The 14,508-nt window shown below is 39.7% G+C and carries 10 protein-coding genes and 1 tRNA gene; 5 read left to right on the forward strand and 6 right to left on the reverse strand.

Annotated elements, in window-relative coordinates:
* Window positions 1–64: 64 nt before the first annotated feature.
* A tRNA-Ile gene (locus G3I01_RS04720) sits at window positions 65–138 on the reverse strand.
* Window positions 139–205: 67 nt separating this feature from the next.
* A complete protein-coding gene (gene mce, locus G3I01_RS04725) occupies window positions 206–604 on the reverse strand; it encodes a methylmalonyl-CoA epimerase (protein ID WP_219551555.1) in 399 nt (132 codons plus the stop codon).
* Between the two features lie 101 nt (window positions 605–705).
* On the opposite strand from mce, the gene rbfA reads away from it, so the two are divergent.
* Together rbfA and G3I01_RS04735 are read left to right on the forward strand one after the other, a co-directional pair.
* Window positions 706–1,101, forward strand: a complete 396-nt coding sequence (gene rbfA / locus G3I01_RS04730) for a 30S ribosome-binding factor RbfA (RefSeq protein ID WP_219551557.1) — start codon at window positions 706–708, stop codon at window positions 1,099–1,101.
* A 1-nt stretch (window position 1,102) separates the two neighbouring features.
* A complete protein-coding gene (locus tag G3I01_RS04735) occupies window positions 1,103–2,317 on the forward strand; it encodes an FtsX-like permease family protein (RefSeq protein ID WP_219551559.1) in 1,215 nt (404 codons plus the stop codon).
* Here G3I01_RS04735 and dusB read toward each other — a convergent pair.
* The 4 genes from dusB to G3I01_RS04755 form a co-directional block, all read right to left on the reverse strand.
* A complete protein-coding gene (gene dusB / locus G3I01_RS04740; RefSeq protein ID WP_219551561.1) occupies window positions 2,302–3,294 on the reverse strand; it encodes a tRNA dihydrouridine synthase DusB in 993 nt (330 codons plus the stop codon). The two genes, G3I01_RS04735 and dusB, sit on opposite strands and share 16 nt — an antisense overlap.
* 73 nt (window positions 3,295–3,367) lie before the next feature.
* Entirely contained in the window at window positions 3,368–5,791 is a 2,424-nt protein-coding gene (locus G3I01_RS04745; RefSeq protein WP_219551563.1) for an outer membrane beta-barrel family protein, read from the reverse strand.
* A gap of 132 nt (window positions 5,792–5,923) precedes the next feature.
* Complete coding sequence (locus tag G3I01_RS04750) at window positions 5,924–8,872, reverse strand: glycoside hydrolase family 3 N-terminal domain-containing protein (protein ID WP_219551565.1); 2,949 nt, start codon at window positions 8,870–8,872, stop codon at window positions 5,924–5,926.
* Window positions 8,873–8,886: 14 nt separating this feature from the next.
* On the reverse strand, window positions 8,887–10,035 hold the full coding sequence (locus tag G3I01_RS04755; RefSeq protein WP_219551567.1) for a DUF5009 domain-containing protein: 1,149 nt from the start codon (window positions 10,033–10,035) through the stop codon (window positions 8,887–8,889).
* A gap of 216 nt (window positions 10,036–10,251) precedes the next feature.
* Between G3I01_RS04755 and G3I01_RS04760 the strand changes: the two genes are divergently transcribed.
* The 3 genes from G3I01_RS04760 to G3I01_RS04770 are packed head-to-tail and all read left to right on the forward strand — an operon-like array spanning window position 10,252 to window position 14,427.
* Window positions 10,252–11,523 carry an ROK family transcriptional regulator gene (locus G3I01_RS04760; RefSeq protein WP_219551568.1) on the forward strand — a complete coding sequence of 424 codons (1,272 nt, stop codon included), beginning with the start codon at window positions 10,252–10,254 and terminating at the stop codon, window positions 11,521–11,523.
* A gap of 26 nt (window positions 11,524–11,549) precedes the next feature.
* Window positions 11,550–13,472, forward strand: a complete 1,923-nt coding sequence (gene nagB, locus G3I01_RS04765) for a glucosamine-6-phosphate deaminase (protein WP_347709009.1) — start codon at window positions 11,550–11,552, stop codon at window positions 13,470–13,472.
* Window positions 13,473–13,488: 16 nt separating this feature from the next.
* On the forward strand, window positions 13,489–14,427 hold the full coding sequence (locus G3I01_RS04770; RefSeq protein WP_257710765.1) for an N-acetylmuramoyl-L-alanine amidase: 939 nt from the start codon (window positions 13,489–13,491) through the stop codon (window positions 14,425–14,427).
* Window positions 14,428–14,508 lie beyond the last annotated feature (81 nt).

Consider the following 14,508-nt stretch of genomic DNA (forward strand, 5'->3'; position numbering starts at 1 on the left):
CGTCCCCTGAAATAAAAAAACCCTATAAACGGTAGTGTCTATAGGGTATCTTAAGTTGTAAAAGTGGTCCCACTTGGGCTCGAACCAAGGACCACCTGATTATGAGTCAGGTGCTCTAACCAACTGAGCTATGGGACCTGATACGTATTTGTATCGCGAGCGCAAATTTAGATAATTGCAGCTTATACACCAAACAAAAATATTTCTATTTTTCCTGACACAGCTCCACCAGTACGCCATTGGCATCTTTGGGATGCATAAAAGCCACGATCTTGTTGTCTGCACCGGGTTTTGGTTGTTCATTAAGCAATCTAAATCCCTCTCCTTTAAGTCTTTCTATTTCGGCTTTGATATCATCTACATAAAAGGCCATATGATGAATACCTTCGCCTCTTTTTTCAATAAATTTTGAAATGGGGCTATCCGGATTCGTTGCCGCGAGCAATTCTATCTTGCTTTCTCCAACTTTAAAGAAAGAAGTAGCCACTCCTTCGCTTTCTACCTCTTCGGTTTTATAATTCTCAGCCCCCAGCACAGCTTTATATGTTTTGTTGGCTGCTTCCAGGTCTTTTACCGCAATTCCTATATGTTCTATTCTCCTCATGTATCTTCAATTTAGTAAAACAAATATCATTAAATAATGTTATATCATTCAAATTCATTTATATGAAGATAAATCACAGTTAAAAATTTTACTTTTGTAGCATGGAAGAAACAAACAGACAAAAAAAGATAGGTGGATTATTGCAGAAGGATCTGGCTGATGTCTTACAGAATTCATTAAGAGACAGCGACAGGACAGGAATTCTTGTTTCTGTTTCTAAAGTAAGAGTAACTACAGACCTTTCTATAGCGAAGGCTTACGTAAGTATATTCCCTTCTAAACACCAGGAAGAGGTTATCAAAGAGATCAACGAGAATAAATCGCAGATCAAACATGAGATCGCACAGAGAACCAGGCATCAGCTTAGAAAAATGCCCGACCTGAGCTTTTTCATTGATGACTCTCTTGAATATATAGATGGCATCGAAAAATCTATTAAAGGCAAGGAAGACCCTGTGGCTAACCCAGATCTTTTAGACAAGAGGAAAAAATCTTAATTTGAAGTTCCCGCTCTACATCGCCAAGAGGTATTTATTTACCAAAAGCAAGAGTAATGCGATTAATATCATTACGATCATTGCCGCGATTGGAGTATTTGCCGGAGCTTTTTCGCTATTTATAGTTCTTAGCGGATTCTCCGGTCTCAGGGATTTCAGCCTCTCTTTTTCGAATGAATTTGACCCCGATCTTAAAGCCGTTCCTGAACAGGGAAAGGTTTTAAACATCTCTGAAGAGCAATTGGAAAAACTTCAGCAGATTCCAGAGATCACTGAATTCAGTAAGATCATTGAAGAAAGGGTCATCCTTAGTTATAAATCCAAGACCAATCCCGCCTTTATCAAAGGTGTAGATGAAAATTACCGAAGAGTCAACCAGATAGACAGCGCCGTGGTTTTTGGTACCTGGCTTACCGAAAGTGAACCGCAAGTAGTTATTGGTAACGGACTCTCGAGACTACTGGATATAGGGACTTTCAATTACCAGAATCTTCTGAAGATCATGGTTCCCAAGCCTGGAAAAGGCGCGATCACCATGACCAACCTACAGGATGCGTTCAGCTCCAAACAATCTATCGTTAGCGGAATTTACAGTGTAAATGAAGAACTGGACGATAAATATGTGTTCACGCACATCAATTTCGCGAAAGAACTTCTGAACATGGGAGAAAACGAATATTCGGCGGTGGAATTCAAGATAGATCCGGAAGCTTCCGTTGAAGATGTGACCGAAAAGATAAATAAGATCTTTGCCGGAAAAGCGATCGTTAAAACCCGGGCAGAACTGAATGACGCGCTCAATAAAATGCTGAATTCAGAGAACCTGTTCGTTTACCTTATTTTCACCCTAGTGCTTACAATAGCATTATTCAACGTAGTAGGATCTATCATTGTTATGATCCTGGATAAAAGGGAGAACATCAAAACGCTTTACAATCTTGGAGCAACTCCAAACCAGATCAAGAATATTTTCTTTTTACAAGGAATGCTTATGACCGGTTTAGGTGGAATTATAGGTTTGCTGGTAGCAATAGTTCTGATTATACTTCAAATGAATTATGACCTGGTAATGATCACTCCTAATTTGCCTTATCCCGTGCAGATGAAAGTGCAGAACATTTTGATCGTGCTCATCACGATATTTACCCTGGGACTTATAGCTTCTTATATTGCGGCAGGAAGAAGTAAAAAAGCGCTTTCTCAGGCAAATTCGTAACCTGCGAACTCTTTCTCTACCTCATCAAAAGCCTTGAATACATCTACAGAATCATCACTGGTTACCATTTTCATGCGGTATTCCTTGAAGTGTGGAATTCCCTTAAAGTAATTGGTATAATGACGGCGGGTTTCAAAAACTCCTAATTTCTCACCTTTCCAGTCGATCGCCATTTGCAAGTGCCTTCTGGCCGCATCTACACGTTCTTCTAATGTTGGAGGTGCCATATGCTCGCCGGTTTCAAAAAAGTGCTTCACTTCCCTGAAGAACCATGGATAACCAATACTGGCTCGCCCAATCATCGCTCCATCAAGACCAAACTCATCGCGCATTTTAACGGCTTTTTCAGGCGAATCCACATCACCATTCCCGAAAACAGGAATATGCATCCTTGGATTATTTTTCACCTGGGCTATTGGCTCCCAGTCTGCTTCACCTTTATACATTTGCGCACGGGTACGACCATGTATGGAAATAGCCTGGCAACCCACATCCTGTAATCTTTCGGCAACCTCAACGATCTTGATAGAATCGTGGTCCCAGCCTAACCTTGTTTTTACAGTGACAGGTAGTTTGGTATGCTTCACCATAGCTTCAGTAAGAGAAACCATAAGGTCTATATCCTTAAGGATACCGGCACCGGCACCTTTAGAAACTACCTTTTTTACCGGGCAGCCAAAGTTGATATCAATAATATCCGGGCCAGATTTCTCTACGATCTCTACAGACTGCAGCATGGATTCCAGGTTAGCTCCAAAGATCTGGATACCAACCGGGCGTTCCTTTTCGTAAATATCAAGTTTCATGGTGCTTTTCGCTGCGTCGCGAATAAGCCCTTCAGAAGAGATAAATTCAGTAAATACCACATCTGCTCCCTGTTCCTTGCATAAAGCACGGAACGGTGGGTCACTCACATCTTCCATCGGTGCTAAAAGCAACGGGAAGTCTCCTACATCTATATTTCCAATTTTTGCCAAAGCTTCTCTTTTTCAGGTCGCAAAATTACTAAATAATTCCTTTGACTGAAAATAAGTTAATTAGGCTGCTTTTTTATTGGTTTTTAGATTCCAAACGAGCGCTTTCTTCAGCAGTGATCGCACGTTTGTTATCGCCCAGTTTGAAATTCCCAAATTTATAAGTTACTCCAAACCTTACCATACGCGATTCCGGCATGGCGAAAAAGGAATTATTCTGGTTTAAATATTGCGATTTCATTGGCATGTTCATGGTATTAAAGATATCATCAACATTCACCGTAGTTACCAATCTGGAATCGAAGAAAGTTTTTCTAAGACCAAAGTTCAAACCATACTGAGGCTTTTCAAATTCATAAGATCCTACAATATAATCTGGAATGTAGGTGGTAGTAACTTCACCGGAAAAGGTTCCGTCTTTAGATAGGGTAAAGAAATTACCGGCATAAATGTAGGCTCCAAACGTATCGTTTGTAACTATTTGTCCTCCGCTTTCCAGGGCTGGGAAATCATTCTGCATATAGAAGAAAGAAGTATAGACATTAATAGACCACCAGTCGTTCAGGTAGTCGTAATAACCAATATCAAAACTATATTGCTGAGAGAAATCCATATTCAAACTGGAAGAACGAAGGTTCCTGTTCACATTATCCTGAAAAGGCATCGTGGCAATTGCATTATTGGCTTTATCCCAGTACAGGTCGAAAAATAACTTGTTCTTATAGCTATAGCTGAATTTGATCATATTTGAGATTGCAGGCATAAGATCTGGATTCCCGTCCTGAAAATTATTTTCGTTCAGGAAATACCTGTAGGTATTTAAATTCTCGAATCGTGGCCTGGTAATTCTTCGGCTATATTCCACGCCAAATGAATGATTCTCTGAGGCATTATAATTCAGGTAGAAAGTAGGGAACAATTCAAAATAATCCTGTGAATTAACCAATCCCTGGCTTTCAGAAATTCCCTGTACATCTGTATACTCTCCACGAAGTCCTAATTTCATGGACCATTTTTCCCAGTCTTTAGACATACTGGCATAAGCAGCATAAATATCCTCCTCATAATCAAGATTATCAGATAATTCTGCTGAAAACTGCCTGGTTCCTGTATTAGTATCATAATAATCCTGACCACTTTCAGTTTTTAATCCTGAATATTTTAAACCGGTTTCAAAGCTTGTAGAACCCAGCGGAGTGGCAATATCCACCTGCCCGGTATAGATCTCACTTTTTTGTTTAGCTTCGGTAGTAAAAGAATTATTTCTGATAAAAGTATCGTCCTCTTCGTAATAATTCGTCAGGATGTGCTGAAACTGGCTATTATCATAATCGATATAATTAGCTACGGCAGATAATGTTCCACTTTCTCCAAGACTGGTATTGTAAGTAGCAGCTAAAAGAATATTATCTGTGGTGCTGTGCAGTTGACTATCTGTAGTAAATAATGAATCCAGGGAATTCGAACTGTCATAGATATTGGTAAGGCCATTAATATGACTGTCAGAATCTGGGGTGATCTGTACGTTGGCACTAAGACTAAGAGTGCTTGCTTCACTAAGTGTAAAATCGAGGATCGTATTCAGGGAGTGAGTATTCACCAGAGTATTCCTTTCAAAATCTGTTAACCACCTGGAATCAACATCACCGTTAGGGCTGTAATATTCTATAAAACCTTCGTCGGTTTTTACAAGGTCTCGATCGCTATAATTATAGTTGACATATAAATTCAGCCAGTCTGTCTTATAATAATGGCTGGTCCCTATATTATATTTTGGCTCTATGGCAATAGTATTAGACGCGTTCAAACTTCCCTTATAACCTATAGATATATTCTTAGAAGTCTTGATATTCAGAATTGCACCACCTTCAGCATCATACCTCGCTGGTGGATTCGTGATCACCTCTACAGATTTAATATTCTCTGCGGAAAAACCTTCCAGTAATTGCTGTAATTCCCTTGAGTTTAGGTAAACCTTCCGGTCATTGATATAGACCGTTGCAGGCCTGTTCTTAACCAGTAACTGACCCTGACTTACGATAACTCCCGGGGTCCTTTTTAAGATCTCGTAAGAATTTCCTGTAGATAAGGTAGTATTCTCCACTTCAAAGACGAGGCGGTCTACCTGCCGGCTAATTTTCGGCTTCCTGGCATTTACAACTACCTCATCCAAAGCATCTGATGCTTCTTTCAAGGTGATTGCATCCACCCTGGTGTTCCCTTTTACCTTTACTTTCTGAAGTGACTCTACGTAACCTACGAAAGAAACTTTTAACAAATAAGAACTGTCTTTGACATTTTCGATCAAAAATGTTCCATCATCTTCAGAAATAGTTCCTTTGTAGACGCTGGTGGAGTCTGATGCGTTCAGTAGGATCACATTGGCAAATGCAACGGGACCGTTATCTTGAGTCTGGATTTTCCCTTTCAGGTCGCTTTGAGAATAGACCGAACATGAAAATATCAGCAAGATCAGGGGGGTGAACTTATTTTTCAGCATAAAGTAGGTTAGCGTAATATTCAATAAAATATGGACAAATATAAAATTTATTGAATACTTAAGCAGCTTTTTAATAATTCTCTCATCAATTCATCATGCGTTTTAAATATTAATGAAAGAAAATAGCACCAACTATTGAATGGCATCATACAGCGCCTGCTGAATCTGGGTCCTGGTATTTAATTTATAAAGTCGTGTATTTTCTCGTGTGGGCTGTACCCTGTTGGATAGAAAAATATATAGAAGGTCTTCCTGGGGATCCATCCATACCATCGTACCGGTAAAACCGGTATGCCCGAAACTATCTGCACTGGCATCCTTTGCGGTATTACTGTCCTCTCCTTTGTATTCGAGGTAAGGCTTATCGAAAGCCAGCCCACGGTGATTATCATTTTCAGGAAATTGTGTTTTAGTGAATTCCTTTAAAGTCGACTCATCTATATAGCGGACTCCGCCATATTCGCCCATATTAAGATACATCTGCATCAATTTAGCCAAATCGTTAGCGTTGGCAAATAAGCCGGCATTGGCGGAAACGCCTCCCATCATGATCGCTCCTTCATCATGAACATTCCCATGAATCTCTTCATTTCTGAAATTAAAATCGCTTTCGGTTGGTACGATCCTGTCTAATTCGAATTTTTCAGAGGGATTATAAGTAACCGTGGTTGCTCCAAGCTTATCATAAAAGTTCTCATTGATATACTCTACAAAATCCTCACCGGTAATACGCTCTACAATTTCGGGTAACAAATAGAACAGTAAGCCGGAATACTTGTACTTCGCCTCCTCTTCCAGTGGCGACTTTTTGATGGCTTTATAGATCTTTTGCTTATATTTTCTATGCAGCCATAATTCGTCGCTAACCTTCACTGGAAACCTGGCAGATGAGTCCTTTTTGAAAGTTCTCCACTTAAAACTTCCATTATCTCTAAGAGTGGTTTTCCAATAAGGGATCCAGGGTTTGAACCGGGCCTGGTGAGCCAGGATCTGCCTGAAGGGAATATCTAATTTATTCGAATTCCTGAAATATGGAAGGTAATCCTCTATCCCTGCTTCAAGATCGAATTTACCCTCATCGTATAATTTCATTAAAGCTGGTAAAGCGGTGGTGATCTTGCTTACTGAAGCCAGGTCGTAAAGATCTGTCTTTTCAACTATGATGGTATCACTGTATTTATGAAGTCCGTAAGCTTTATGAAAGACCACCTTTTGATCTTTGGCTACCAGCACAACACCGCCGGGAGTCGCTTTAGCTTCTATCGCCTGATGCATAAGCGAATCTATCGCGGTGCCCAGTTTCTTCGAATTCATCCCCGCATCTTCCGGCACCGTATATTTAAATCTAAGATTGGTTTTCAGGTCTAACCCATCGCCAGCTTTGAATTTATCGCCCACAGTTACGGGTAACTTTCCGGAAGCTCCAATTCCGCCAAATATTAACTGGGCAGTTACTTCCTGGGTAATTTCCGAATCCTGATACGCTACAATAAGAGCATCTGATTTCTCTATATTTTCAAGCTTATTTATTACATAAGGATTCTTGAACAGGCTGATTATCGTATTATTCATCTGAGAATATTCAGAAATGAAATCTTCAACCTCCTGTGAAAGTTTGATCTCATTCCTTGGTCTAATGCTGAAATCATGCAAACCGATGATCACCAGATTATAGTCCTTTAATTTTCTTTTTAGATCCACGAGATCTGAAGCTTTAGCTTCACGTTCCAACTGAAAATTCTCTACGTCAGCATAAAGTTTGAGTGACTTCTGAAATTTTGTTGATTTTGATGCACCTATGGAAACCGAAGCTATTCTCAAGGTATCCAGTTTTTGTAATGGTAGTAGGGAATTATCATTATTTAAAAGGGTAAGAGAGGCTTCGGCTAGCTTTCGGTTTAGCCAGATCGCATCGGGACTATTTACATCCTTCACCACATCCTTAACCGGTATTGGCTCATAATTATCCAGCCCAACCCATTGTTTTACCGCCAGGATCTTCCGGCAGCGATCATCGATCTCGGCTTGAGTTATCAAACCTTCGTTTATAGCATTTCTCACCTCAGCGATCGCTTTTGGAACATCTTCTGAAAACTCCAGAAGATCATTCCCGGCGAGAATAGCTTTCATATCAACTTCACCAGGTTCGTTGCCTTCTGCCACCCCTTTCATGTTCATCGCATCGGTTACGATAAGACCTTTGAAGCCGAGTCGTTCTTTGAGAATACCCGAAATTATAGGTTTAGAAAGTGTGGAAGGAGCCCCGGTAGAATCCAGTGCAGGGATATCCAGGTGTGCGACCATAACACCCCCAATTCCTGCATTGATCAATTCTTTGAACGGGTACATTTCAAGATCATCAAGTCTTTCGAAAGGATGGTTTATCTGCGGTAAAGCATAATGGGAATCGGTATCTGTATCACCATGACCGGGAAAATGCTTTGCGGTTGCTAACAGGTTCTGGCTTTGCATTCCCTTCATATAGGCAATACCCTTTTTGGTGACATTTTGTTTGTCTTCCCCAAATGACCGATAATTAATGACCGGGTTCAAAGGATTATTATTAACATCTACCACCGGCCCAAAATTGATATGTAGGCCGGTTCGTTTTAACTGTCTCGCTATCTCCACTCCCATTTCATAAATAAGCTCTTCGCCCTGGATCGCTCCTAAAGCCATCTGATATGGAAAACTGATCGTATTTTCAAGTCTCATTCCAAGCCCCCATTCAGCATCTATAGCTCCAATTAGCGGAACTTCAGCTGCCTGTTGATAGTCATTCATTAGTTCCAGTTGAGTCTTAGGATCACCCTGCATAAATATGAGTCCGCCAATCTTAAACTCTTTAATATGCTTTAAAACCTCTTTTTTATGGTCTGGTCCCTTATTAGAAAAAGCCGGGATCATGAACAATTGCGCGATCCTTTCATCAGGTGATAATTCTGCCATTATGGAATCAACCCATTTACTATTCTCGTATTTAAGAAACTCAGGGCTTTCAGATTCAGATTCCTGGGCCTTCAGGGGAATACTGAAAATCAATATGACGGCTAATAACAATAAGGTTTTATGTGATCGCATTTCTATTTTACTCTTTAAACTTTTATATAAATATTTTTTCTATCCAGTATATATCCTATTAACCACATAAGCAGCATATAAGTAATCGCAAAAACCAGAGAAGCATTGTAATCACTTAACCAGCTTAGGTAAAAATTATTGTAGATCCAGGGTTTCATTGGTTGACCTTCAATAAAAATCAAGGCCATCAGTTTTATCACGACCCCAGACATTATAAAAACAAACAAGGGATTTTTACCGAATGCTTCAAAAAAGTAGGTCCATTTCTTAAATCCAAACACCTCAATGATCAGGATAAGCACACCTAAAATAACCAGGTCCCATCCGGTACTGTAAAGTACAAAAGTGCTGGTCCAGATAGCTTTATTAATAGGAAAATATTGTGCCCAGAATAAAGCGATGCCTAGAATTACCAGTCCGGCGATTGCTAATTTTAAAACGGTAGAACCATTATTCCCGTGCTTCTGAATAAATTTACCGGCTACATATCCCGCGAGAACGTTCACGATAGCAGGAATGGTACTTAGCAAGCCTTCAGGATCAAATGCTATCCCGAATCCGCTATAAAGATTTTCCGGAGAAAAAATAAGGAGATCAAATTTTAAGGCGGCATTATGGTCCAGGCTATAAGGCTCTGGGTGTGTTCCAAAATACCACATGATGAACCAATAGGATAATAAGAGGATTGAGCTGAATACAAGGACCTGCTTTAATTTGAGATAATGAAGTATGAGTGAACCAAATAAATAGCATAAAGCGATTCGTTGCAAAACCCCCATGATCCTTATTTCAGTAAAATCCTTTATAAAGAACTCATCCCCTTCCCTTAATACGAATGGGAAAGCATTTAGCAGCAAACCAATTATAAAAATAAGGAGACTCCTTTTAAAAACTTTTTTTAGAAAAACCTGTTCAGATTGTTTTTCATATTTTCTGAGGCTAAAACTTGCAGCATTTCCAATCACGAACAGGAAAGTGGGAAAAACAAGATCTGTAATTGTAAAGCCGTGCCAGGCTGCATGTTTGAATGGCCCATAAATAGTAGACCAGCTACCGGGAGTATTTACCAATATCATTAGGGCGATGGTTAACCCTCTAAGCACATCCAACGCAAAATATCGTTGCTTATGAACTGATGTTGCTTTGTGCGTAGATTCTTTCATTCTTCAGTGTAATTGTCCTTTTAGTGCCTCACTTCCCTTATAAATCCTAAAGTATTAGATATAAAAGTATAAATTTTTATTAATTAATAAATCTTAATTAAAATTTTTATTTAATTGTTTTCAAACAGGGATTTTTTTTATAATTTTAATTTCAGCTTTAGGAAACTTAAATAATTAGCTTATTTTGAGCTGTTTTTAAAATTTTCAATTCAATATATGACTAAAAATTTACAGGATTTCCTTATCACTAAAGAGGCTTTGACCGACATTAGTAATATCGAAAGAAAAAAGTTTCTCCAGAAGATCAAGATCATCAAATATCTCTTTTTGAATGGTAGCACTTCTAATGCTGAAATTTGCTCAAAATTTGACATAAGCCTCCCTACTTCCATGGCCCTTATAAACCAGTTAATGGAAAGTGGTATCGTAGTAAAATCTGGACAGGGAAAATCTGAAGGCGGCAGAAAGCCAGATCTATATGGTCTAAAAGAACATTCCTTTTTTGTGCTGACCATACATATTAAGCGATTTAAGATAAAGATCGCCATCACAGATAACAATCACTCCATTATATTCGAAGATGAGATCACAACCGAGATCTCTCCTAATTCGAACATTGTGGAACTGCTGCACGAGAAATCACAAGAAGTGATTAAAAGCGCAGGTATTGATACAGAAAAACTACTGGGTGTAGCTATTAGTATGCCCGGCCTGGTTTCAACTACAGAAGGTAAGAACTTCACCTATTACCTCACCGAGCAGGAACCGGAATCACTTCGGGATAAATTTGAGAAGAAGTTCAATAAACCGGTAGTTATATTGAATGACACTAAAAGTGCATGCCTGGCCGAATACAGATTTGGTATTGGTAAGAATAAGGAAAATGTCCTCGTTATTTCTATGGACTGGGGTATTGGACTGGGAATCATCATGGGCGGTAAAATGCATACGGGACATTCCGGATTTGCAGGTGAATTTGGCCATATTCCCATGGTTGAAGATGGCTTATTATGCCACTGCGGAAAAAGGGGTTGCCTGGAAACAGAAGCTTCTGGTCTGGCATTGGTGAGAAAAGCTAAAGAAGGATTAAAACTGGGACAAACTTCAGTCTTAAATCAGTTGAAAGGTGAAGATTTTGAGAAAATGGACCCTAGTGTGATCATTCAGGCTGCTAATAAAGGAGACCAGTTTGCAATTAATCTGCTTTCCGAAATAGGGATCAGTCTAGGGAAAGGTATTGCCGTCCTTATACAGATCTTTAATCCGGAACTTATCATTCTCGAAAGCGAAATTGCCAAAGCCAAACAATTCATTACTACCCCGATCCAGCAATCCACGAATACCTATTGCATGATGCAACTAAAGGAGAAGACACGCATAGAATTGTCTAACCTTGGTCCTAATTCCTGTTTGTTTGGAGGGACCATCGCTGTGATGGATGAAATATTTAAAAACCAGGTTGCCATGCTAAAATCAGATCTTAATTAGAATGAAAAAATAAAAAACAGCATATAATTATGGCAAGATTAAACCTATTGGAAGAAACCAGATTTGAAAAATTAGCGGTTAGCGTTTTTCAGGATGAGCATATTGCATCTAAGAAGGTTGCTCGAAGGATTGCAGACATCATTCTCTCCAAGCAGAAAAAAGGAGAAAATGCGGTTCTGGGATTAGCTACCGGAGCTACTCCGGTTGAGGTTTATGGTGAACTTGCCAGATTGCATAAGGAAGAAGGTCTAAGTTTTAAAAATGTGATCACCTTTAACCTTGACGAATATTACCCTATGAATCCCATGGCTAAACAAAGTTATGTTCGATTCATGGACGAGCAGCTTTTTGATCACATCGATATTCCGCGGGAAAACATTCATATCCCGGATGGAACACTTAAAAAAGAAGATATTGCCAATTATTGCCTCGAATATGAAAAGAAGATCACCGAAGTAGGCGGATTAGATCTGCAAATACTTGGTATTGGTAGGACCGGTCACATAGGTTTTAACGAACCGGGATCAGCCCCAAATTCAGGTACCAGGCTGGTAACGCTAGATGATCTTACACGCCGTGATGCTTCGCGAGATTTTGGAGGAAAGGAAAATGTGCCTACCAAAGCCATCACCATGGGAATTGGCACTATTTTCAAGGCTAAAGAGATCATCCTGATGGCCTGGAGCAAGAAGAAAGCTCCAATAATCAGAAAAGCGGTGGAAGGTGAGATCTCTTCCAATGTTCCGGCGACTTTCTTACAATTATCAGATAATGTAGAATTTATCCTGGATGAAGATGCCGCGTCTGAATTAACCAGGTTTGATACACCTTGGCTGGTTAAGGATTGTAACTGGACACCTCAGCTAATTAAAAAGGCGGTTATCTGGTTATCCAGAACGGTCAATAAACCTATCCTGAAATTAACCGAAGAAGATTATAATTCGAACGGCATGGCCCAGCTTGCTACCGAACAGGGGCCGGCTTATGATATCAATATAGACGTATTCAACCAATTACAGCATAGTATAACCGGTTGGCCCGGTGGAAAACCGAATGCCGATGACTCTCAGCGACCAGAGCGTAAAGAGCCTTCTCATAAACGATCTCTTATATTTAGTCCGCATCCAGATGATGATGTGATTTCCATGGGAGGAACTTTTATCAGGCTGGTAGACCAGGGTCATGAGGTGCATGTTGCCTATCAAACTTCAGGGAATACGGCGGTTTGGGATACTGATGTCCTTAGATATGTAGAATTCGCCATTGACTTTAACGAAAGTATTGGGGAAGACACAGAAAAGCTCAAGAATATCTACGAAAAAATGCGGGAGTTCCTAAAAACGAAGCAGCCCAACGATATCGATCTGCATGAAATCCAGGAAGTGAAAGGTTTTATCAGAAAGACCGAAGCCATCGCTGGTGCAAGATATGCAGGATTAAATGATGACCAGGTACACTTTATGGCGCTGCCATTTTATGAAACCGGGAAAAAAGTTAAAAACCCGGTAACCGAGAATGATGTAAAACTTACCATGGAATTGCTTCAGAAGATCCAGCCTCATCAGGTATTTGCCGCCGGAGATTTTGCAGATCCACATGGAACTCATATTGTGTGCTTCAGAATAATACTTGAAGCCTTACAGCGTTTAAAGAAAACCGAAGATTGGGTTAAGGACTGTTGGCTATGGCTGTATCGCGGTGCCTGGGAGGAATTCCAGGTACACGAGATCGAAATGGCGGTTCCTTTGTCTCCACAAGAAGTTCAGCGTAAAAGACATGCTATTTTTCAGCATCAATCCCAAAAAGACCGCCCCGTTTTCCCTGGTGATGACGAGAGAGAATTCTGGGTAAGAGCTGAAGAACGAAATCGTGAAACAGCTGTAAATTACCATCAATTGGGTCTTGCCAATTACGAAGCTATGGAAGCTTTTGTGCGCTGGAAGTTTTAATAAATGTAACCTGAAAATGATGAATGAATTAAAGCGAGGTATTTTTATAATTACCGCCGGGATTCTTATTTCCTGTAGTTCCAACCCATATAAGAAAACAAATAAGGTCTATAAAAAACAGGCGAAGGAATACTCCAAACAACTTAAAGAATTTACTCCTGAAAAAGATAAGGCAACAGATACCTTGAATTACGGGGAATATGCCGTAGGAACCACTAATTTCAACCTGAGAAAACCTAATTACGTGGTTATTCACCATACCGCTCAGGACTCGGTAAGGCAAACCTTAAATACTTTTACTATTCCCAGGGCTCAGGTAAGTTCACACTATGTTATTTCGAAAGATGGTGAAATTTACCATATGCTGAATGACTACTATCGCGCCTGGCATGGAGGAGTTGGAATGTGGGGTAGTAATACCGACCTTAATTCAAGCTCGATTGGTATTGAACTGGACAATAACGGAGCAGATACTTTTACCGAGCCACAAATTCAAAGTCTTTTAGACGTATTAGAAGAGCTGAAGAAAAAATATAATATTCCTGCGAAGAACTTTATAGGCCATTCAGATATCGCTCCCAGCAGAAAAGTAGATCCTAATAAGAACTTCCCCTGGAAAAGGCTGGCTGAAGAAGGATACGGCTTATGGTATGACGAAGAAGCTGTGGACAGCTTAAAGCTGGCAAGTGAATTTTTTCAAGAATTTCCTGAAGGATTTGAGATGGAACCAAATCATAACACATTGCCATTCCTTGATAAATACATTTTCCCGCAGGTAGTACCCGCAGGATTTGATCATGCCATGGCTTTGAAAGTTATAGGTTATGATGTTTCAGATCTGGCCTCTGCTGTAAAAGCTTTTAAACTGCATTTTATACAGGAAGATTATGAAGATCCTATTCTTGATGAATATCAACTGAAAGTGCTTTATAATTTGTATCAGAAATACCTTTAAGCAATTAAATAGGTATTTTTTAACCTCATCTTTTTTTTGAGATCCTTAATTGATCTCAGGATGACGCGGAATAAATTTATA

Source organism: Gramella sp. MT6 (assembly GCF_019357415.1).
Taxonomy (GTDB): domain Bacteria; phylum Bacteroidota; class Bacteroidia; order Flavobacteriales; family Flavobacteriaceae; genus Christiangramia.